At 60.5% G+C, this 17,883-nt stretch carries 26 protein-coding genes; 4 read left to right on the forward strand and 22 right to left on the reverse strand.

Going from position 1 to position 17,883, the window contains the following annotated elements; translation table 11 throughout:
* Positions 1-31 precede the first annotated feature (31 nt).
* On the forward strand, positions 32-373 hold the full coding sequence (locus Q1A44_RS05565) for a hypothetical protein (RefSeq protein ID WP_299620948.1): 342 nt from the start codon (positions 32-34) through the stop codon (positions 371-373).
* Between the two features lie 411 nt (positions 374-784).
* Here the strand turns inward: Q1A44_RS05565 and rpmE are convergent, their stop codons facing one another.
* The 7 genes from rpmE to Q1A44_RS05600 all read right to left on the reverse strand — a co-directional run bounded on the left by rpmE (position 785) and on the right by Q1A44_RS05600 (position 5,564).
* Positions 785-1,006: a 50S ribosomal protein L31 gene (gene rpmE, locus Q1A44_RS05570; protein ID WP_299620949.1), complete on the reverse strand. Its 222-nt coding sequence runs from the start codon at positions 1,004-1,006 to the stop codon at positions 785-787.
* Entirely contained in the window at positions 1,003-1,389 is a 387-nt protein-coding gene (gene rplS, locus Q1A44_RS05575) for a 50S ribosomal protein L19 (protein WP_299620950.1), read from the reverse strand. Before rplS ends, rpmE begins: the two co-directional genes overlap by 4 nt.
* Positions 1,390-1,658: 269 nt before the next feature.
* Entirely contained in the window at positions 1,659-3,140 is a 1,482-nt protein-coding gene (locus tag Q1A44_RS05580; RefSeq protein WP_299620951.1) for a calcium-binding protein, read from the reverse strand.
* A gap of 148 nt (positions 3,141-3,288) precedes the next feature.
* Complete coding sequence (gene trmD, locus Q1A44_RS05585) at positions 3,289-4,080, reverse strand: tRNA (guanosine(37)-N1)-methyltransferase TrmD (protein WP_299620952.1); 792 nt, start codon at positions 4,078-4,080, stop codon at positions 3,289-3,291.
* A gap of 91 nt (positions 4,081-4,171) precedes the next feature.
* Positions 4,172-4,924 carry a hypothetical protein gene (locus Q1A44_RS05590; RefSeq protein WP_299620953.1) on the reverse strand — a complete coding sequence of 251 codons (753 nt, stop codon included), beginning with the start codon at positions 4,922-4,924 and terminating at the stop codon, positions 4,172-4,174.
* Between the two features lie 3 nt (positions 4,925-4,927).
* Complete coding sequence (gene rimM / locus Q1A44_RS05595; protein ID WP_299620954.1) at positions 4,928-5,434, reverse strand: ribosome maturation factor RimM; 507 nt, start codon at positions 5,432-5,434, stop codon at positions 4,928-4,930.
* Positions 5,427-5,564, reverse strand: a complete 138-nt coding sequence (locus Q1A44_RS05600) for a hypothetical protein (protein ID WP_299620955.1) — start codon at positions 5,562-5,564, stop codon at positions 5,427-5,429. Before Q1A44_RS05600 ends, rimM begins: the two co-directional genes overlap by 8 nt.
* A gap of 292 nt (positions 5,565-5,856) precedes the next feature.
* On the opposite strand from Q1A44_RS05600, the gene Q1A44_RS05605 reads away from it, so the two are divergent.
* Complete coding sequence (locus Q1A44_RS05605; RefSeq protein WP_299620956.1) at positions 5,857-6,318, forward strand: GNAT family N-acetyltransferase; 462 nt, start codon at positions 5,857-5,859, stop codon at positions 6,316-6,318.
* 98 nt (positions 6,319-6,416) lie between these two features.
* Entirely contained in the window at positions 6,417-6,734 is a 318-nt protein-coding gene (locus Q1A44_RS05610) for a multidrug efflux SMR transporter (protein WP_299620957.1), read from the forward strand.
* 4 nt (positions 6,735-6,738) lie between these two features.
* On the opposite strand, the gene bluB is transcribed toward Q1A44_RS05610, so the two are convergent.
* From bluB to Q1A44_RS05660, 10 genes are all read right to left on the reverse strand, one after another.
* Positions 6,739-7,368 (reverse strand): 5,6-dimethylbenzimidazole synthase, encoded by a 630-nt coding sequence (bluB, locus tag Q1A44_RS05615; protein ID WP_299620959.1) that lies wholly within the window; start codon positions 7,366-7,368, stop codon positions 6,739-6,741.
* A 17-nt stretch (positions 7,369-7,385) separates the two neighbouring features.
* Complete coding sequence (gene rpsP, locus Q1A44_RS05620; RefSeq protein ID WP_299620961.1) at positions 7,386-7,781, reverse strand: 30S ribosomal protein S16; 396 nt, start codon at positions 7,779-7,781, stop codon at positions 7,386-7,388.
* Between the two features lie 75 nt (positions 7,782-7,856).
* Positions 7,857-8,153: a chorismate mutase gene (locus Q1A44_RS05625; protein ID WP_299620963.1), complete on the reverse strand. Its 297-nt coding sequence runs from the start codon at positions 8,151-8,153 to the stop codon at positions 7,857-7,859.
* Complete coding sequence (locus Q1A44_RS05630; protein ID WP_299620965.1) at positions 8,146-8,748, reverse strand: GNAT family N-acetyltransferase; 603 nt, start codon at positions 8,746-8,748, stop codon at positions 8,146-8,148. Before Q1A44_RS05630 ends, Q1A44_RS05625 begins: the two co-directional genes overlap by 8 nt.
* 55 nt (positions 8,749-8,803) lie before the next feature.
* Positions 8,804-9,331 carry a GNAT family N-acetyltransferase gene (locus Q1A44_RS05635; protein WP_299620967.1) on the reverse strand — a complete coding sequence of 176 codons (528 nt, stop codon included), beginning with the start codon at positions 9,329-9,331 and terminating at the stop codon, positions 8,804-8,806.
* Positions 9,328-9,855, reverse strand: a complete 528-nt coding sequence (locus tag Q1A44_RS05640) for a GNAT family N-acetyltransferase (protein WP_299620969.1) — start codon at positions 9,853-9,855, stop codon at positions 9,328-9,330. Before Q1A44_RS05640 ends, Q1A44_RS05635 begins: the two co-directional genes overlap by 4 nt.
* On the reverse strand, positions 9,852-10,376 hold the full coding sequence (locus Q1A44_RS05645) for a GNAT family N-acetyltransferase (RefSeq protein ID WP_299621397.1): 525 nt from the start codon (positions 10,374-10,376) through the stop codon (positions 9,852-9,854). Before Q1A44_RS05645 ends, Q1A44_RS05640 begins: the two co-directional genes overlap by 4 nt.
* On the reverse strand, positions 10,376-10,708 hold the full coding sequence (locus tag Q1A44_RS05650) for an NIPSNAP family protein (RefSeq protein WP_299620971.1): 333 nt from the start codon (positions 10,706-10,708) through the stop codon (positions 10,376-10,378). The genes Q1A44_RS05645 and Q1A44_RS05650 overlap by 1 nt, the downstream gene beginning before the upstream one ends.
* Positions 10,705-12,204 carry a signal recognition particle protein gene (ffh, locus tag Q1A44_RS05655; protein WP_299620973.1) on the reverse strand — a complete coding sequence of 500 codons (1,500 nt, stop codon included), beginning with the start codon at positions 12,202-12,204 and terminating at the stop codon, positions 10,705-10,707. The genes Q1A44_RS05650 and ffh overlap by 4 nt, the downstream gene beginning before the upstream one ends.
* Positions 12,205-12,447: 243 nt before the next feature.
* Positions 12,448-12,972 (reverse strand): Crp/Fnr family transcriptional regulator, encoded by a 525-nt coding sequence (locus Q1A44_RS05660; RefSeq protein ID WP_299620975.1) that lies wholly within the window; start codon positions 12,970-12,972, stop codon positions 12,448-12,450.
* Between the two features lie 63 nt (positions 12,973-13,035).
* On the opposite strand from Q1A44_RS05660, the gene Q1A44_RS05665 reads away from it, so the two are divergent.
* Entirely contained in the window at positions 13,036-13,620 is a 585-nt protein-coding gene (locus Q1A44_RS05665; protein WP_299620978.1) for a Spy/CpxP family protein refolding chaperone, read from the forward strand.
* A gap of 58 nt (positions 13,621-13,678) precedes the next feature.
* Here the strand turns inward: Q1A44_RS05665 and Q1A44_RS05670 are convergent, their stop codons facing one another.
* The 5 genes from Q1A44_RS05670 to Q1A44_RS05690 form a co-directional block, all read right to left on the reverse strand.
* Positions 13,679-14,749, reverse strand: coding sequence for an agmatine/peptidylarginine deiminase (locus Q1A44_RS05670; RefSeq protein WP_299620981.1), 1,071 nt, complete (start codon positions 14,747-14,749; stop codon positions 13,679-13,681).
* A gap of 4 nt (positions 14,750-14,753) precedes the next feature.
* Positions 14,754-15,779, reverse strand: coding sequence for a hydroxyacid dehydrogenase (locus tag Q1A44_RS05675; RefSeq protein WP_299620984.1), 1,026 nt, complete (start codon positions 15,777-15,779; stop codon positions 14,754-14,756).
* Positions 15,780-15,795: 16 nt separating this feature from the next.
* Positions 15,796-16,533: an aspartate/glutamate racemase family protein gene (locus Q1A44_RS05680; RefSeq protein ID WP_299620987.1), complete on the reverse strand. Its 738-nt coding sequence runs from the start codon at positions 16,531-16,533 to the stop codon at positions 15,796-15,798.
* A gap of 4 nt (positions 16,534-16,537) precedes the next feature.
* Complete coding sequence (locus Q1A44_RS05685) at positions 16,538-17,011, reverse strand: hypothetical protein (RefSeq protein WP_299620991.1); 474 nt, start codon at positions 17,009-17,011, stop codon at positions 16,538-16,540.
* Positions 17,012-17,197: 186 nt separating this feature from the next.
* Positions 17,198-17,770: an NAD(P)H-dependent oxidoreductase gene (locus Q1A44_RS05690; protein WP_299620994.1), complete on the reverse strand. Its 573-nt coding sequence runs from the start codon at positions 17,768-17,770 to the stop codon at positions 17,198-17,200.
* Positions 17,771-17,883: the final 113 nt, after the last annotated feature.

Below are 17,883 nucleotides of genomic sequence, written 5' to 3' on the forward strand. Positions count from 1 at the left end.
TTACGGTGGGCAGGACCTAAGGGGGCACGGTTTGGACTTTTTGAGTTTTCCGTTTGTTTTGGTTACTGCCACTGCTCAGATCATTGTTACTTCAATTTTGGTCATTAAAACTCAGGCACTGAACCGAGATCTGAAGGGTGTGGATACAAGTATCAAATGCCAAGAAAGATATGAGAAACTTCTAGACCAAGCTTCGAGCATCACAAGCGAAGAAGAAGCAAATCGGCACTATGACCGATTCTGGGGCGCGCAAGCAGATCAGTTTTTGCATTGGCAGAACAGTATGATCCCATACGAGACCTATCTACTCTGGATGAAACGGCGGAGAGAAAAATTCAGGAAGAACTCGTCCATTGGTGGTGTCACTTTTTAAGAGGGCTGGAAAAAGAACTACGACGAAATGTACCACGATACCCAGTTTGGGGAGTTTATGAGGGCCATCCTGACCGATGAACCGAAACTACTTGGTAACGATGAAACGAAGTTCATCGCAGTAACCATGAAGTATAATCGGCGACCACCCGGAGCGCTCAAAGGGTTTCAAGGCTGGAACGGCGGACGGTGAGCACCCGCGTGCAGAAATCTTCATATTTGCACGCATGACCTGCGATCTGCACCAGACTTGTTCTCCCCCCTAAACCGCGACAGGTCCAATGTGCCAATGTCCGGTTTGGGCTGAACGCGGTCGTCTGTTGAGATTTGCGACTATGCTTTATCCACCTCAACCAACGAAAAAGGCCGCCCCATCCGGAGCGACCTTTGGTCTTTCGCAAGGTCAAAAAGCTTAGAAGCCCAGACCCGCATATTTGTTCTTGAACTTCGACACGCGGCCGCCGGTGTCCATCAGGCGCGATGTGCCGCCTGTCCATGCAGGGTGGACCGATGGGTCGATGTCGAGCGACAGTTGGTCGCCTTCTTTGCCCCAGGTCGACTTCATTTCCACGATCGTGCCGTCGGTCATCTTGACGTTGATCATGTGGTATTCGGGATGCGTATCGGCCTTCATGCCTTGGCTCCTTCGGACTTGGGTTTGTAGTTTGTGACTTCGGCGATCCGGGCGGACTTGCCGCGACGCGAGCGCAGGTAATACAGCTTGGCACGACGCACGCGGCCGCGGCGGACCACGGTGATGCTGTCGATGTTGGTGGAGTACAGGGGGAACACGCGTTCCACGCCCTCACCAAAGGAAATCTTGCGCACGGTAAACGAACCGGCAATGCCGTGGCCGTTGTTGCGTGCGATGCAGACGCCTTCGTAATTCTGGACCCGGGTACGCGTACCCTCGGTCACCTTGAAGCCGACACGAATGGTGTCACCGGCTTTGAAATCGGGGATATCTGCCCCGAGGGCGGCAATTTGCTCCGCCTCGATCTGTGCGATCAAGTCCATTGACCATCACTCCTATATTGCTCGTGGTTTTTCCACGAAGGTTTGTCGCGCCTCAGAGCTCTTGGTCTTCACCGGGTCCGCCGCAGCGCCCACCAGAGGTCAGGTCAGCATTTCCTTTGTCTTGTCGCCTTTGTGCTGCGGGTATGCACCGAAGAAGGTGGCGCAACAGCAAAGGGGTTCGATACGGGCAAGCCCGACTCGAACTGGGCTGCGTATAGGGGGAACGGCCCGCGCGATCAAGAGGATGATGCGCCCGGCCGTTGCTCTGCCTAGCTCAACAGCGCATCCAGTTGCGCCTGATCAAAGATGGCGATGTCGTCGACCCGCAGTTCGGTAAAGCTCAGCTCTGTTTCAAAGAGGGTGCTGTAGTCGTCCAAACCGGGATTGGCGTCGCGAATGGCCTGCCATTCCTCGGTGTCATAAATGCGCACTTGGCTGCTGTCGCTGTCCGATTGGACACTGGCGTAGGTGTCGGGGAACGTGAGTTGAGCAATCACACCGCCTTCGGCCGTCAGATTGACCCGGTCCGACAACACGTCAAATGCCAGGTCAGTATTGACCTCGTCGGTGATCAACACGGCCACCTCGTCGGTCGGGTCCATTTCGATCCGGGCAAAGCCCTCGATATCGCTACCGTCGAATGACGCATTCCCGCTGACCAGCGCGTCGTTCAAAGCAGGAGCCGCGACGAGGAAGGTGTCGGTGTTGCCAGCATCCCCGCCGATGTCGGTGGCCAGGTCGAAATCTGATGCGATGAGGGTATCATTGCCGGCCCCACCCTCCAGCACATTGTTTGTGGTCTCGCTGAAATAGGACCAGAGTTGGGTGTTGTCGGTGCCGTCCAGCGCATTGCCGACCAAAACGTCGTCGCCCGCAAACCCGTTGAGGAGGTCAAATCCTTGCCCGCCCAGAAGGGTGTCGTTGCCGTCGCCGCCAAACAGGTCGTCGTTCCCAATACCCCCGTCCAACAGGTTGTTGCCGTCCCCGGTGCCTCCATCGGGGCCGTTGAAAGGTCCGGTCCCGCCATAAAGGGTGTCATAACCGGTCCCGCCCATCAGAGTATCGTCACCCGATCCCCCGCGCAGGTCGTCACTGCCCTCACCGCCGTCCAGCTCATCATTGCCGGCACCGCCATCAGCATAGTCATCGTCCTGCCCACCGCTGAGCGTGTCGTGGCTGTCGCCACCTTCAAGCGTATCTTCGCCTTCGTCGCCGAACAGAGCGTCGCGCCCGGTGCCGCCGTTCAACTGGTCATCGCCTTCGCCACCAAAGCCCAGGTCATTGCCGGAATTGCCGTTGAGCGTGTCGTTGCCCGCGTCGCCGTTCAGGGTATCGTTGCCGCTGTCGCCGCTCAGTTTGTCGTTTTGCGCCCCACCGGAGATATCATCGCGACCCTGACCTCCTGACAGCCGGTCAGCGCCTGCGCCGCCTTCAAGCGTGTCCTGCCCCATATCGCCATAGAGCGTGTCACTGCCATCTTCGCCCGACAGCAAGTCATCGTTGCGCGCGCCGCGCAATTCATCATTGCCCGCGTCACCATTCAGGCTGTCATTGCCCCATCCGCCGATCAGCGTATCCTGGCCCGCGTCACCCTCCAGCAGATCATCGCCGCGCTGTCCCTGGATCAGATCGTCGCCACCCGCACCCTGGATGGCGTCGTCATCATTTGTGCCGCGGATTTCATCGTCTTCGTCGGTGCCAACAAAAACGGCGCTCGAAGCGAGCCCGAGCATTGCCAATAGATAAAGCATGACTGTTCCCCCAGAAGTGCCGCGAATTCCTTTAGAAGAGCTTACCTCAAACTGTTCGGACTTGTGTCAATTTGTCCGCTGACGAAACGTAAGCAGGACAATGGACCAGAAATCCAAGATACTGTTTCCCATATGGAAACAGTCAGTCTTAGAGATTGTCTCGGCGCTTGGCCCAGAGGTCTGGCCGTCGATCCTGAGTCAGCTTTTCAGACATCTCTTGCCGCCACGCGGCGATCTTGCCGTGGTTGCCAGACATCAGGACCTCAGGAATATCGCGCCCCTCCCAAGAGGCCGGTTTGGTATATTGCGGATGCTCCAACAGGCCTGCGGAATGGCTTTCCTCTACTGCGCTTTCGGCATTGCCCAAGACGCCGGGCAGCAGACGCACGGTGGCGTCCAACATCGCCTGGGCGGCAATCTCGCCACCGGTCATGACAAAATCGCCCAAGGACACCTCGGTCACGCCCCAATGCTCGAGCGCGCGTTCGTCCACTCCTTCGAACCGGCCACAGAGCATCGTCACCCCGTCGCAGCGCGCAAGGTCTCGGGCCATGGCCTGGTCAAAGGGCCGTCCCCGCGGGGACATGTAAAGGATCGGCCAACGGCCTCGCGCATGGCCTTGCGCCTCGGCCAGTGCGCTGCTGACCACATCGGCGCGCAGCACCATGCCGGCCCCGCCACCTGCGGGGGTATCGTCGACATTGCGATGCTTGCCTACACCATGGCTGCGAAGATCATGGGTGTGCAATTGCCATTTGCCGGCCTGCAACGCCTTGCCGGTCAACGACGCGCCCAGGACCCCAGGGAATGTGTCGGGAAACAGCGTCACGACCCGCGCCTGCCACACGCCCACCAGATCGGGGGCTTCGTCCATCAGGGACGAGGGTTTCAGCGTCGGGCGGATGGCTTTGCGTCCGTGAGATTTGGGTGGAGTGGTCATGTGCGTGCCTCAACGAAGGTGGCCGCGTTGCCGATGGCCTTGTCGGGATATGCGCGATTTGGGGTTCAAAGATCAAGCGGCTCGCTGCCGGTCAGGGCCGTCCCTTTCGCATCAGCGCTTTGCGCGCTGTGCGCGCGTCGACATCGCTTCGGTCTGATCGATTGATGGCCAAGAGGCCTGCGCGCAGCGCATCGGGTTCGGACCGGTTCTTGTGCGGCATCGCAGGCAACTTGTCAGGCGGTACACCCACAAGCCCAAGCAAAGCTGTAAGCGGATCGGTTTCCGCCTCAAGAGGCAGTTCCTGCACGGCGATACCCGGCAAGGCATCGGCAATCTTGGCGATGACACCTGTCAAATCGGCCGACGCGGCGTAGTCGGCCGCGTATTCCTCTGCAGACAGAGTCATCCGTGTGGCGCGCAGATGCTGCATGTGACAACTCAGCAGCCACGGGGCGGCACTGCGTGTGGTGAGCGCAAAGGCAAGCGCGATCTCCGGCCGGGCCGCTCGAAATCCTTCGGTCATGGCGGCCAATATCTGCGGTGTCGTGTCATAGGATGAAAGACCGCGACGCCCTGGCATTTGGCCGGCCAGATCCTCGGAACTGAGCAGGAGAGTGCCTTGCCAGTTTTCGGCCAAGGCTGCCGCCTCATAGCGGATGTAGCCAAGGTCAAAGGCACTGCGCGACACCGAGTAAATGCGGGCAGCCTCACAAAGGCCACGCATATCTGCGCCCAACTGGATGGTCAGGGGTGCCAGAACGGCGCGGTGCGCATCCAACGCCTTTTGGATCGAGGTGGTGCCGGTCTTGTGAAAGCCGGCATGCACAACGACCCGCGGCGGCATGGCCTAGAACAGCCCCTCGGGCGGGTCTGCCACGATGCGACCGGCCCCTAGATCAACAGTCGGCACCACAGCCATGGTAAAAGGCAAGAGGACAGTCGCCGTGCCCCCTGCCACATGGACCTCAAGGATGTCGGCGGCCCCGTGGTTTTGCACCGATTTTACGCGGCCCAGAGACGTGCCGCCGGTGTCAAACACTTCAAGCCCGACCAGATCGCTATAGTAATATTCGTCATCCGGCAGGGTCGGCAACTGTTCGCGACGGGCAAAAAGCTGAGTACCGCGCAGGTCGTCGGCCTGTTCCTTGGTGGCAACCTCTGCGATACGCGCGACAAAGCCGTTTTTCATCGGGCGAACGAGGGCCAGGGCAAAGCTGCGCTTGCCGTCCTCGGAGGTCAGGGGGCTATAGGTTTCGATATCTTCTGGCACGGCGCAAAAGGATTTGACGCGCAACTCCCCATGCACCCCATACGAGCCGCTGATGGTGCCGACACAGATCAACGCTTCACTCATTCCAGCACACTCCGTCATGCATTTTTCCGCCCATCCCCACACAGGCATCCGCCGCTTGGCTGCGCTCGAATATGAGCCCACCGACAAAGGCGATCATGACCAGGATGGCGGTGCGGATCAGTCCAAACATCTATGTGATTTCGCCCAAGTTGCGGTTTGGTGCATTTGGGCCACGTGGGCGGTGTTTGTCCAGCCCACGCTTGAGCCTGAGCCGCGCGCGGCCTAGCCTTGGGCCACCTGCACCCGGTGGTGCGGGATGGAGATTTTATGTCGGTATAAGTGGGCACTGGCCCAGTCGCCTCGTGTGAGGGGACAGAATGGGACGAAAGAAACCGCTTTGGCGGTGTCTTTTCATGTGCCCTGATTTTCTCTGGCCTGAGGGTCAGTTCACCGAAAATATTCAATATATCGAGAGGATGGCCATGCCAGACTTATACCAAACACGCGCCCCGCGCGCATCCGACATACCTTTTCTTGCGGCGATTGCCGAGGAAACCCTGTTTCCCGGTGAGATGATCGCAGGGATGATTGCCCCCACCCTGAACGGTGAGGGTGATGACATCTGGCGCGTGGTGACGCGCGGGACGGATGTTGTTGGTTTCGCCTTTGCGCAGCCCGAGGCGATGACGGAGGCCACGTGGAACGTGCGGGCCATTGCCGTGGTACCGGACTTGCACGGGGCAGGCGCCGGCACCGTGTTGATCAAAGCGATGGAGGATGCGCTCAGCGCTGCCCGCCTGATCGTGATCGACACGACCCAATCGCCGGAGCAAGGCCGGGCGCGCCGTTTTTACGCAGCGCGCGGTTATACCCATGTTGCGACGATTCCAGCCTTTTTCGGGCCGGATGAAGACAAGGTAACATTCACAAAGCTGCGCGGCTAAGCCGCGGTTGTGGCAGGTCCGGGCGGGGTGAGGCTTGCCTTGCCCGGACCAATGGTTTAGTTACGGAACTGATTGGTTCCTAACTTGGAGATGTATGGGTGGCGTGGTTTTACCTTGGCCTGGCGGCGGTGTTCGAAGTGATCTTTGCGATGAGTATGAAATATGCGGACGGGTTCACCAATCTGCGGGCGAGCATCGTGACGATTGTCGCGGTCGCGGCTGGGATCGGGTTTTTGACCATGGCGCTGAGGGATTTGCCGGTGAGCGTTGCCTATCCGATCTGGACGGCGGTAGGCACGCTGGGCACGGTGACGCTGGGCTACTTGTTTCTGGGCGAAAGCCTGACGGTGATGAAGGCGCTGTCGGCGCTGGCCATCGTGGCCGGGGTGGCTGGCCTGAAAATGTCATCCGGCTAAGGACTTAGCGGCGTTCCACGATCAAATCAGGGCGGCGCTGGTCCCAGCCCTTCATCTCAAGTTCGGGCGTTTCGGAGTAGGCCTCGGGCCAGCCGACGCACAGATAGGCCACCAGGCGCCAGCCTTCGGGCACGTCCAGATCGCGGGTCAGTTGAGCCGGATCGAGGATCGAAACCCAGCCCACGCCAAGGCCCTGGGCCCGGGCGGTAAGCCACATCAGGTTGATCGCCCCCACAACGGAATAACGGCGCATTTCGGGCATTGTGCCTGCACCCAGCCCGTGACCCTGAGCAGTGCTGTCATCGCAGAAAACGGCAATATGTTCAGGGGCTTCGACCATGCCAGAGAGCTTGAGTTGGCTGTATTTTTCGGCCTGCGCACCGGAATAGCCCGCCAGGGCGGCGGCGTTGGCGGTACGGTAGTTTTCGAGGGCCGCGCTGCGGGCGGCGTCGGACGACACGCGGATCACGCGCCAGGGTTCGGACAGGCCCACGGATGGGGCCAGCCGAAAGGCGTCGAGGCAGCGCATCAGCACTGCCTCGTCCACCGGATCGGTGCGAAAGCGCCGCACATCGCGGCGCCACGCCATCAGGTTGCGCAACTGGGTCTGGAAATCCTCGGAAAAGCTTTCCATCGCCTGTAACCCTTTGATTACTCAGACGCTTCTGCCGGCGCTTCTTCGGCAGGGGCGGCGGCGGCTTCTGCGGCGGCCGTTGCTTTGGCGGCTTTCTCTTCGGCGCGTTCCTGGGCCTTCTTGCCGGGGACGGCTTTTTTCATGTTGGCGCGCTCTTTTTTCTCGAGGACGCCAGCAGCTTCCAGCATGCGGCTGATACGGTCCGTGGGCTGTGCGCCCTCACCGAGCCAGTACTGCACGCGCTCCATGTCCATTTTCACGCGCTCTTCGCTGTCTTTGGGCAGGAGCGGGTTATACGTGCCCAGCTTTTCGATGTAGCGACCGTCGCGTGGCATGCGGCTGTCGGCAGCCACGATGCGATAAAAGGGGCGTTTCTTGGAGCCGCCGCGGGCGAGACGAATTTTCATAGCCATGATGTGTTTTCCTTTGGTTTTTCAGTTGGGTGGCGGATCGAAATCCGCCTTGCGTTTGTCGCACCCGAGGCGCGCTCAGGTTTGATGGGTTTTGTGGTGCTGAATGACTTCAGCGATGATGAAGTTCAGGAACTTCTTGGCAAATTCCGGGTCCAGGTCGGCCTGGTTTGCCAAATCTTCAAGCCGCGCGATCTGATCCGCTTCGCGGGATGGATCGGACGGTGGAAGGTCGTGCGTGGCCTTGAGTTTCCCCACGGCCTGCGTGTGTTTGAACCGCTCGCCCAGCGTATAGACGAGGATTGCATCGAGGCGGTCGATACTGGAGCGGTGCTCTTTGAGCACTTCGGCGGCGCGTGTTACCGGGTCAGTCAAGGGCCCATCCTTTCGGTTTGAACATCGGATCAGCGTAGTGGCTGATCTCCATCTCGATCCCGTGCGCCAACTGGCTGTCCTTGAGGGCCGCAGGCGAGGGGTGGCGGTAGACGGCGTCAGAGCCGTCGATGGTCTGTGCGTCGTGATCCTTGACCGCGCCCAACCGTTCGGCCAACCGGATGCTGTCGAGGTTCTTGGGGTCGATATAGCTGACAGCACCGTCCCAGCCGTTTGCATAATAATGCGCGCGCACGGCATGGGCCGCCTCAAGCGCATAGCCCTTGCCGGACTTGTCGGGCCAGATGATCCACGCGATCTCGCGCTCAGGCCAGCCTGCGGGCTGCCAGCCGCCCGCCATGCCATAGGTCTCGTCGGTGTCCTTGTCGTGGATCATCCACATGCCGAAACCGCGAATGTCCCAATGCCCGATCTCGGCAGCATAGAGCATCCACGCCTCGTAAGGGTTGAGCGGCCCGCCCATATAGCGCGAGCGATAGGAGGCAAAGGTCGCCTTGAAGTTGGGGTAATCCTCGGGCCGGGGCCCGCGCAGGATCAGCCGTCCGGTTTCAATTTCGGGGATGCGCGAGAGGGTCATATGCTGTCCTCTCTGGCGTCTGTGGGTTTTGCATATTTCGCGAACAATGAACCGGTCATGTCAGCGCCTCCGGGCCGGGGTGGCGCCAGATTTGGATGCTGCCAAACCGTTCATGATCAAAGTCGTAGTCAAATGCGGCGCCGAGCCGAGTGGCGACCGCTGCGGACCCGGTATTCTTGGGGTCGATCATGCTGGTCAGCGTGGTCCAGCCCAGCCTGTCGTAGGCGTAATTACGCGCGGCACGCGCCGCTTCGGTGGCGTAGCCTTTGCCTGTTGCCCCGTCAAAGAGGTCCCAACCCAGTTCGTTTTCTGGAAAACCCATGGGGTGCCACAGCCCGACGATACCGATGGCAGTGTCGTTGCCTTTTTCCGTGACGGCCCAACGGCCAAAGCCGCGCAGCGCCCAATGTCCAAGCTCCATCGCCGGGTTGCGCCACGCCAATTCCGCGGTCAGAGGGCCGCCCACGAAATTCGTCCGGTCGGAGGCATAGAACGCCGCGTGTTGCGGAGCGTCTTGCAACCCTGGGGCACGCAGGACCAATCGTTCTGTTGACAGGGTCGGGATGATGAATGTGTCGCTCATGCCATACCCTTCTTGTGCCGGTAGACAAGGCAGGGGCTGTCAGGTTTGGGCTGTGCCGCCATAGGATCCAGCGTTGCGCCCAACCGCTCGGCCAGCGCGATGGAACTGGTGTTTCCGGTTGCGATGTAGCTGACGATTGTCTCCCATTTCAGCACGGTCCAGGCGTGGTTGATGCAAGCCCGTGCGGCCTCCAAGGCGATCCCCTTGCCTTCATGTTCTGCATCGAACAAGACCCAGCCAACTTCCTTCTCTGGCCAGGTGCGCGGATACCAGTGGCCTACGATACCGATGGCGGTGTCATCGCCTTTTTCCGTCACTGCGAACATGCCGAAGCCGTGCATCATCCAATGCCCGATCTCGGTGCCAAAGAAGTTCCAGGCCTGCCGTTCCGTCATTGGGCCGCCGGTAAACTGCGCCCGCTCCGTCGCGTAAAAGGAGATGAACGCGTCCGCATCTTCGGCCTGAGGCGCTCGCAAGATCAGCCGGTCGGTGGTCAGCACAGGTGTATCGAGATGATAGCTCATGCGTGCACCTGTTGAGGCCGCACGTGGCGGTAGACCGTGGTTTCGGCGGCGGTCTCACCGGTTGGCAAGGGGGCATCGGGGTCAGCGGTCGCCCCCAATCTGCGGGCCAGCGCGGCAGAGCGTGTATTGGCCGGGTCCACATAGCTAACCAGGGCGTCACCTTCCGTGTTGGCCCAGAACCAGTCACGTGCGGCACCGGCGGCCTCAAAACCGAACCCGTGTCCTTCGGCCCTCGCCATCAGCGACCAGCCAAGCTCTGGTTCGGGGAAATGATGCGAATAGGTGATCCCAACTTCGCCCAGCAGTGCGCCATTGGACGTTGCGGTGATCATCCAGCCGCCAAAGCCGCTTAGGTGCCAGCTGGCGATGTATTTGTTGAACTCGCACCACGCAGCGCCGCGATCAAACGGACCGCCCATATATTCCGTTCGTGGATCGGCAAGCATCGCGGCATAGCCGTCGAAATCGGACCGCAAGGCGCCCCGCAGCGTCAGCCGCTCCGTTTGGACGGTAGGAATCATCACAGCCCCAAATCCTCAGGGCTCGCGCCATCCAGGACGGGGCGCATGAAGGTACGATCAAAACTGAGGATGCAGCCGCTGTCCTGGGCGTGTTTATAGGCCTTTTGGCAGTCCGCATCGGAGGCCATGGCGTGCCGGTAGTCTTCGTAGGCGGCGAGAGACGGAAACGAGAACATCGCCCAGGCCTTGTTATTGGCCCCCTCGGAGGGCAGGAAATAGCCATGATGCGTGCCGCCCATCCGGTTTACCAGATGAATCCAGGCGCGTCCGTACACCTCGAACGCATCGACCTTTGCAGGGTCGATCACATATGTGATCAGGACCGTAATCATTTTTTCTTGCCAAACCCCGAAAGGCCGGGGGGCAGGCCCATGCCGCCGCCCAAACCGGGCAGGCCGCCGGGCATTTTACCACCCATCTGTTTGGCGGCCGCTTCAAGCTGGGCTTGATCCATACCGCCCATGTCAGGCATGCCGCCTTTGCCGCCCATCATCCCGGCAAGCGCCTTCTTCATCATGCCGCCTTTGCCCTTGCCGAGCTTTTTCATCATGTCGGCCATCTGCCGGTGCATCTTGAGCAGCTTGTTCAGGTCACTGACCTGCATGCCGGAGCCTGCGGCGATCCGTTTTTTCCGCGAGGCTTGCAGGATTTGCGGCGCGGCACGTTCTTTTTTCGTCATGGACTGGATCATGGCGATCTGCTGTTTCAAGACCTTGTCGTCAAAGCCTGCGTCCTGCACCTGCTTGGCCATTTTGCCCATACCGGGCATCATGCCCATCATCCCTTCCATGCCGCCCATCTTGACCATCTGTTCCAGCTGCATACGCAGGTCGTTCATGTTGAACTGACCCTTGGACATGCGGCGGATCATCCGCTCGGCCTGTTCGGCCTCCAGGGTTTCCTGGGCCTTTTCAACGAGGGAGACGATGTCGCCCATGCCCAGGATGCGGCCTGCAATACGCTCTGGCTCGAAGGTTTCCAGCGCGTCCATCTTTTCGCCCAAGCCGACATACTTGATCGGCTTGCCGGTCACGGCCCGCATGGACAGGGCCGCACCGCCGCGCCCGTCACCGTCCATCCGGGTCAGGACCACGCCGGAAATGCCGATACGGTCGTCAAAGTTCTGGGCGGTGTTTACTGCGTCCTGGCCCGTCAGGCCATCGACGACCAGCAGGGTTTCGCGCGGGTTGGCAACATCGCGGACCGCCTCGACCTGGGTCATCAGCTCTTCGTCGATCGACAGGCGACCGGCGGTGTCCAGCATATACACGTCATAGCCTCCCAAGGAGGCTTGCGTTTTGGCCCGCTTGGCGATGGCCACAGGATCTTGGCCTGCGATGATGGGCAAGGTGTCGACGCCGATCTGGGTGCCAAGGATTGCCAGCTGTTCCATGGCCGCAGGGCGGTTGACGTCGAGCGAGGCCATCAGCACGCGCTTGCCATCCCTCTCGGACAGCCGCTTGGCCAGCTTGGCCGTTGTGGTTGTTTTACCACCGCCTTGCAGGCCGACCATCAGGATCGGCGCGGGTGGGCTGTCGATTTTCAGGGCACCAGGCTCGCCCTCGCCGCGCAGGGTGTCGATTAGCGCGTCATGCACGATCTTGACGACCTGCTGGCCGGGGGTCACCGATTTGGTGACGGCCTGGCCCGTGGCCTTGTCCTGTACTGCCTTGACGAAATCACGCGCCACAGGTAGGGACACGTCCGCCTCAAGCAGGGCCACACGAACCTCGCGCAGCGCCGTTTTGACGTCATCCTCGGACAGTGCGCCCTGTTTCGTCAGCCGATCAAAGACGCCGGACAGGCGTTCGGAGAGATTTTCAAACATGGGGCCCATCCTTTCAAAGCCGTTGACGTTGTGCCTGAAGGTAAGATCAGGCGGCGGAATTCCCAAGTGCAGTCTACAAACCAAGAGAGCCCCCGTGGGCGCAACGCGCTGACGGAGGGCGATCCCGGGCAAACCCAAGGGACCGGAAGGCTGATGCTTCCGGGTGTTGCCGGGCTGATAGGCTTGTCACGCCGACGAGTCAACAGGGCAGGCGTCGGGCGACCGCGTGCTGCTTATCACTGATCAAGCCGACCGTCTTCGCGCCAATTCACGATAAAGCGCTTCGCGGCTCACCGATATTTCGTCGGCGAGGCCCTGCCATTGCCCCTTGTCGGGCAGCGCGCCATATTCGGCTGTCCAGGCATCAAGCCGCTCTGCCACGGTTTTCAGGCTGCGGATTTCGGCACGCATCCGCGCCTGTTGAATGCCATGAGCAAGATAGGCCGCCCATGCGTCAGCCAATTCGGTGTCGGATCGAAGCGCATTCAGAAACGAAGCGCGCGGCATTGATGCGAGGTCCGTTGGTTCTTGCGCCACGCAGTCGCAGTGATAGTGATGCGCATAAACCGACGCCTCGGCAATGATTTGACCGGTGGCGGCCCGTTGCAACATTGCCTGTTGTCCAGAGGGTAGCAGTCGCAAGAGCGCTGCGCGCCCGTCGCACACCAAAAACACGTTTTTGACCTGCGCCCCGGATCGAAAAACCACATCGCCCGGAGCGAAGCGCTGGACCGCATTGACGTCAAAGATGGATCGAAGCTGCAACATGATAGCTATCATATGTGTGCGGGCAGGAATGCGCCATAAGGCAAGAAACGAAAGAGGTTCAACATGAAAAAACTGCTCGCACTTCTTGCTGCTTGTGCTGCGGCATCTTCCTTTGCGTTGGCGGAGGGAACGGAACAGCCCTATCGCGGCTTTGAGGCGCGCGACATCACAAGCCTGTCCGATCAAGACATCGCAGATTTGCGCGCGGGAGCCGGCTGGGGTCTTGCGCTGCCTGCCGAACTGAATGGATTTCCGGGCCCGGCCCATGTCCTTGAACTCGCCGATGAACTGAGCCTGACCAAGGGTCAGCAAGACCAGGTTTCCGCGATCTATGAGGCGATGCGCCTTGAGGCGGTCGCGCAGGGTGAAGCGTTGATTGTGGCAGAGCGCGCGCTGGATGCGGGGTTCAGAGCGGGCAACTTGGACGCGCCGGACCTCAGACGCCTGATCGATGCGGCGGCAACGGCGCGCGCGGATCTCAGATATGTACACCTGTCACGCCATCTGATGACTTTGGACATTCTGAATTCAGAACAGGTTGCCGCCTATGCGGTGCTGAGGGGCTATGCTGACGACCCTTGCGCCTCTGTGCCAGAGGGGCATGACGCCACCATGTGGCGGCGGCACAACGGCTGCGACAACGGGTGAAGGCAGGAACACTTACGCGTTGAATTTGGGTGCCGCGGTTCAACGCCGTGGCCCGTGGTCACGTGGCCGGCATCTGTTGCGTTGCGCAATGAATGCCGCCGCCCATTTCGCCCAGTGGGTCAACATTCAGCATCACAACCTCGCGTCCCGGATAGTGCCGCGCCAGCGCGTCCCGCGCGATCCGGTCCGTTTCACGGTCCCCGAACTGGGCCGCAATGATGGCGCCATTGCAGGCGTAGTAATTGGCATAAGAGGCGACGAAATCCCCAGCTTTGACCCGGCGGCGCACCGGCTCCGGGATCACCTCGATCTCTAGCCCTGCTGCCTCAAGCGCATCATGGGTATCAGCCGCAGCCATGTGAAAGGGATCGTCCTCGTCCAGCCTGTCAGGCAGGTTGATCAGCACCCGGCCCGGGCCGGTAAAGCGCGCAAGGCTGTCGATATGATAATCGGTGATGTCCTCGCCCCAGACGCCGTCGGACCAGATCATCCGGTCAGCGCCATAAGCGTCGAGCAGACGACGTTCGATCTGATCACGGCTCAGACCTGGATTGCGGTTGTCATTCACCCACGAACTTTCATGGGCCATGAGCAACCCATGGCCGTCCTGTTCTACTCCGCCAGCCTCGCCCACCAGACCCGTTGGGTGCAACTCCAACCCCAGCCGTTCGGCCACAAGGCGCGCAATCTGGCTATCCCGGCGGTGCACCTGTTTTCTGCCCCAGCCGTTGAACTGAATGTGGCTGACGGCCAGATCGCCTCGGTCATTGGTGATAAAGATCGGCCCGGCATCCCGACACCACAGATCTTCGGTGGACACGTCCCACAAGGTCACGTCACTTGACAGGAGTTTGCGGGCACGTGGGTGATCCGACGCGGCCGCCAACATTGTGACGGGTTCAAAAGCGGCGATGGAGTTGGCAATGTCTGCGATGGTCCGCTGCACCATATCAAGAAAGACAGGGTCGGTATGGACCCGCCGGTTGACCGGCCATTGCATAAAGGTGCGCTGGTGCGGTGCTTCCTCTGGCGGGACGTAAAAACTATTGGTGCCTTGGGCCATGCTCTGTCCTGTCATGCTCAGAGCGCTCATTGCGATGCCTCCAGCAATCAGTTGCCTCCGTCTCATCGTATCAATTGACTTCGACGGGTTTGGACCGCATGCGCCGCGCGGTTTCCCGTTCGGCCCGTTTGCAGACGGCGGGAGGTAGGTCGCGGTCCATCAGGCCCATATCCTCCAGCACCATGTCGCCCATCTGCTTAAAGGCACTGTCGAGCGCGCCCGCCCTGTGGGCAGACCGCAGGAAACCCTGCAGGGTGCGCACCGGATGATCGGCGGGCAAAGGCTCAGTCGGGAATACGTCGCTGGCGGCCTTGATATGCCCCCGTTCAACCGTAGCCATCAGGGCGTCGAAATCCACCACGTCGGCACGGCTGAGCAGGATGAACGCCGCCCCGGGACGCATCCGGGCAAAGGCCTCCGCCCCCAGAAAACCCCGGTTTTCGGAGGTGACTGAGGCCATAACAAAGACGAAATCCGACCCTTGCAACACGTCATCCAGGCTTGCAGGCGTGACCTGATGGTCATGCAGGACAGAAGCAGGCAGCCATGGATCATGCACCGATATGTTGCAGCGAAAGCCAGTTAACAGCCGACACAGCGCGCGCCCCAGATCGCCAAAGCCAACGATGCCCACATCGGCCCCGCTGAGCAGGCGGGCATTTGCGTTGCCGTCACCGCCCCATTGTTCGCGCCCCTCTTGAAAGGCCTGATCGGCCCCGCTGACACCGCGCGCCAGATCAAGGGCCATGGCAATCCCCATCTCGGCCACTGGCAGGGCAAAGACGGCCCCTGTGGTCAGAACGTGAATGCCACGGGCGAACACCTCGTCATAAGGCATGTTGTCGATCAGATTGGATTCGACGTTCAACACGGCGCGCAGGTTGGTCATCTTGGCCAGGGTCGCCGCGCTGATCGGGGGCTGGCCCAGGATATAACGGGCCGCACCCAGCGTGGCCGCGTCCAGGTTGGCCACCGCATCCTCGGTCGTCTCGACCAGATCATAGCGCGCGCGCAACTCGGCCAAGGCCTTGGGCGTAAAGATCAGGTCGAGGGTGCGCGGTTCCGGGGCGCAAATCACCAGGGGTTTGGAGGTCAATGGATCGTCCTTTGAATTAGGTCAGGGCGCGGGCAACTGCCGCCTGAATATGCGCGGCAGACGGGTTCACGAAGAGGTGTCCTCCCGCCTCGAATACCGGATCGTCAATGTGTTCGGGAAAGGCCAAGGGCAGTTCGGTGCAGGCCAGCAGGATGGCCTGATCCGCTGCCGCATGGGCATTGCAAAAGCGCAGCAGGCGGGCGCGGGCGGTGTCAGACGCACCGCCGTGAAATGCATGGTCGATCATGTCCTGCATCTCATCTATCTCGGGCACGTCCAACTCGGCATTGGCGCGAATGTCATGGGCGGCGAGCGCCTGCGCATAATTGGGCGATTGCATCGTGACCCGCGTGCCAAGCACCAATGCGCTAGATTTGCCCGTGGTCGCAGCAGTCTGTGCGGTCGCGTCATAAATCGACAGGACGGGCATCGCGACCCCCAGCGTGATAGCATGGAGCCGCGCATGGGGCGTGTTCGACGCGATGACGGCAAAGTCACATCCCGCGCCCTGTAACGTCAAAAGCGCATCGCGGAAAACGGCATCAAACCCGGCCCAACTGGCCTCGTCCCCCGGGGTGCCGCGCAAGGCGCGGGTGCGGGCCTGCTGCACGGATTCGATGGTAATGGCGGGGATCAACAGGGGGCTTGTTCCGCCTTGTGCCGCCGCATGCGCGCTCGCTGCCTCGGCCACGCCGCGATAGTATTCGACGGTAGAGGACCAGCCGACGCCTCCCAGAATGCCGATCTTTTGCATAAACCTATCCTTTGCGTTCTGTTCGCCGCGCCGCGCGCAGCCAGTCATTGATCGCATCCACCACCTGCCGGGGCGCATTGCCGGACACGTAAGCCTCCACCAGCGGATAGGGCGGGCTGGCTCCGTGAAAGGTCAGTATGGCCCGGGCGGTGTCGCTGAAATCCTCAACCTCGGCCCGGCGGACATCGCCCAGATCATAGGTTTGCCGACCATATCCAAACAACGTGCGTCGTTGCAGCGTGACGGTCGCGGCAGTGGCATCAAAAATCGCCTGATCGCGTTTGATCGCCACGGCAAAAATGGCCAAAGGCACGCAGCTTCCCACCAGGATTGTGAACAGCCCGCCAACTTCGCCACTAAAAATCAAGGCAAGTCCGGCTGCCGCGCAGCCCACGATGCAGACGATCAAACCGCCCCCCAGTACCCAGGGCGCATGGGCCAGGATCAATTGTTCCGGAAGGTTGCGCAGAATGGTCATGAGACGAGTTTAGTCAGTGCCGGGCCGTATCGTCCAGCACCAGAACAGCGCCTTTTTCCTTCTGCCTTTGCGGGGCGGAAAGGTCTGGGCTGCACGAAAGGACGGGAGAAAATGAAAAACCCCTCCTGGCCGGGAAGGGCCAAGAGGGGGCTCTGGAGTGGTGGTCTTGGGTCGTGTGAATTCGGATCAGGCGGCCAGTTTTTCGATCTCGGCCTTGGCGTCTGCGATGGCTACGGGGCCATTGGCCATGACACGGTCTGCTGCGATCACCTCGACATCATGGATGCCGATAAAGCCCATGATGTGGCGCAAGTAGCCGCTGGCAAAATCGATCTCGCTGCCCACGGGGGTGCCGCCGGTTGCGACGGCGATGATCGCGCGCTTGCCTTCCAGCAGGCCGACGGGGCCGGTTTCGCTGTATTTAAAGGTCACACCAGCGCGGGCCACCAGATCAACCCAGGCCTTAAGAGCCGCTGGTACACCAAAATTATAAACGGGCGCGCCAATGACGATAGTGTCAGCGGCCTTGAGTTCTTCAATCAAAGTGTCGGACAGGGCCAGCGTATCGCGCTGCACTGCGTCGCGCTGATCGGCGGGCGTAAAGTTGGCATTCACCCAGTTCTCGGTGATCTGGGGCAGAGCATCGGTCAGGTCGCGGCGGATCACGTTGCCGCCCAGTTGTGCGACAATCTGGGCCGAAAGGTCACGGGTCACCGAACCTTCGGTGCGGGCAGAGCTATCAATATGCAGAATGGTCATGGGTCGGGTCCTTTCAAAGGGATGCTGTCTTGTGCTCTGATATTTGAGCCTTGCAAATTCGAACGCAATTCCTGAAACTCAACAGGACCTGTTTGGATTTGCACATTAAGGAC

Source organism: uncultured Tateyamaria sp. (genome assembly GCF_947503705.1).
GTDB lineage: Bacteria > Pseudomonadota > Alphaproteobacteria > Rhodobacterales > Rhodobacteraceae > Tateyamaria.

What these genes read in the sequence shown, in the direction of transcription:
- Q1A44_RS05605 (WP_299620956.1), top strand. Translation starts at nt 5,857, where the DNA reads ATGCCAGACTTATACCAAACACGCGCCCCGCGCGCATCCGACATACCT.
- ffh (WP_299620973.1), bottom strand. Translation starts at nt 12,204, where the DNA reads ATGTTTGAAAATCTCTCCGAACGCCTGTCCGGCGTCTTTGATCGGCTG.
- Q1A44_RS05665 (WP_299620978.1), top strand. Translation starts at nt 13,036, where the DNA reads ATGAAAAAACTGCTCGCACTTCTTGCTGCTTGTGCTGCGGCATCTTCC.
- Q1A44_RS05670 (WP_299620981.1), bottom strand. Translation starts at nt 14,749, where the DNA reads ATGAGACGGAGGCAACTGATTGCTGGAGGCATCGCAATGAGCGCTCTG.
- Q1A44_RS05635 (WP_299620967.1), bottom strand. Translation starts at nt 9,331, where the DNA reads ATGAGCGACACATTCATCATCCCGACCCTGTCAACAGAACGATTGGTC.
- rimM (WP_299620954.1), bottom strand. Translation starts at nt 5,434, where the DNA reads ATGAGTGAAGCGTTGATCTGTGTCGGCACCATCAGCGGCTCGTATGGG.
- rpmE (WP_299620949.1), bottom strand. Translation starts at nt 1,006, where the DNA reads ATGAAGGCCGATACGCATCCCGAATACCACATGATCAACGTCAAGATG.
- bluB (WP_299620959.1), bottom strand. Translation starts at nt 7,368, where the DNA reads ATGGAAAGCTTTTCCGAGGATTTCCAGACCCAGTTGCGCAACCTGATG.
- Q1A44_RS05640 (WP_299620969.1), bottom strand. Translation starts at nt 9,855, where the DNA reads ATGAGCTATCATCTCGATACACCTGTGCTGACCACCGACCGGCTGATC.
- rplS (WP_299620950.1), bottom strand. Translation starts at nt 1,389, where the DNA reads ATGGACTTGATCGCACAGATCGAGGCGGAGCAAATTGCCGCCCTCGGG.
- trmD (WP_299620952.1), bottom strand. Translation starts at nt 4,080, where the DNA reads ATGACCACTCCACCCAAATCTCACGGACGCAAAGCCATCCGCCCGACG.
- Q1A44_RS05685 (WP_299620991.1), bottom strand. Translation starts at nt 17,011, where the DNA reads ATGACCATTCTGCGCAACCTTCCGGAACAATTGATCCTGGCCCATGCG.
- rpsP (WP_299620961.1), bottom strand. Translation starts at nt 7,781, where the DNA reads ATGGCTATGAAAATTCGTCTCGCCCGCGGCGGCTCCAAGAAACGCCCC.
- Q1A44_RS05645 (WP_299621397.1), bottom strand. Translation starts at nt 10,376, where the DNA reads ATGATTCCTACCGTCCAAACGGAGCGGCTGACGCTGCGGGGCGCCTTG.
- Q1A44_RS05600 (WP_299620955.1), bottom strand. Translation starts at nt 5,564, where the DNA reads ATGTTTGGACTGATCCGCACCGCCATCCTGGTCATGATCGCCTTTGTC.
- Q1A44_RS05630 (WP_299620965.1), bottom strand. Translation starts at nt 8,748, where the DNA reads ATGACCCTCTCGCGCATCCCCGAAATTGAAACCGGACGGCTGATCCTG.
- Q1A44_RS05590 (WP_299620953.1), bottom strand. Translation starts at nt 4,924, where the DNA reads ATGCCGCCGCGGGTCGTTGTGCATGCCGGCTTTCACAAGACCGGCACC.
- Q1A44_RS05680 (WP_299620987.1), bottom strand. Translation starts at nt 16,533, where the DNA reads ATGCAAAAGATCGGCATTCTGGGAGGCGTCGGCTGGTCCTCTACCGTC.
- Q1A44_RS05650 (WP_299620971.1), bottom strand. Translation starts at nt 10,708, where the DNA reads ATGATTACGGTCCTGATCACATATGTGATCGACCCTGCAAAGGTCGAT.
- Q1A44_RS05660 (WP_299620975.1), bottom strand. Translation starts at nt 12,972, where the DNA reads ATGTTGCAGCTTCGATCCATCTTTGACGTCAATGCGGTCCAGCGCTTC.
- Q1A44_RS05690 (WP_299620994.1), bottom strand. Translation starts at nt 17,770, where the DNA reads ATGACCATTCTGCATATTGATAGCTCTGCCCGCACCGAAGGTTCGGTG.
- Q1A44_RS05580 (WP_299620951.1), bottom strand. Translation starts at nt 3,140, where the DNA reads ATGCTTTATCTATTGGCAATGCTCGGGCTCGCTTCGAGCGCCGTTTTT.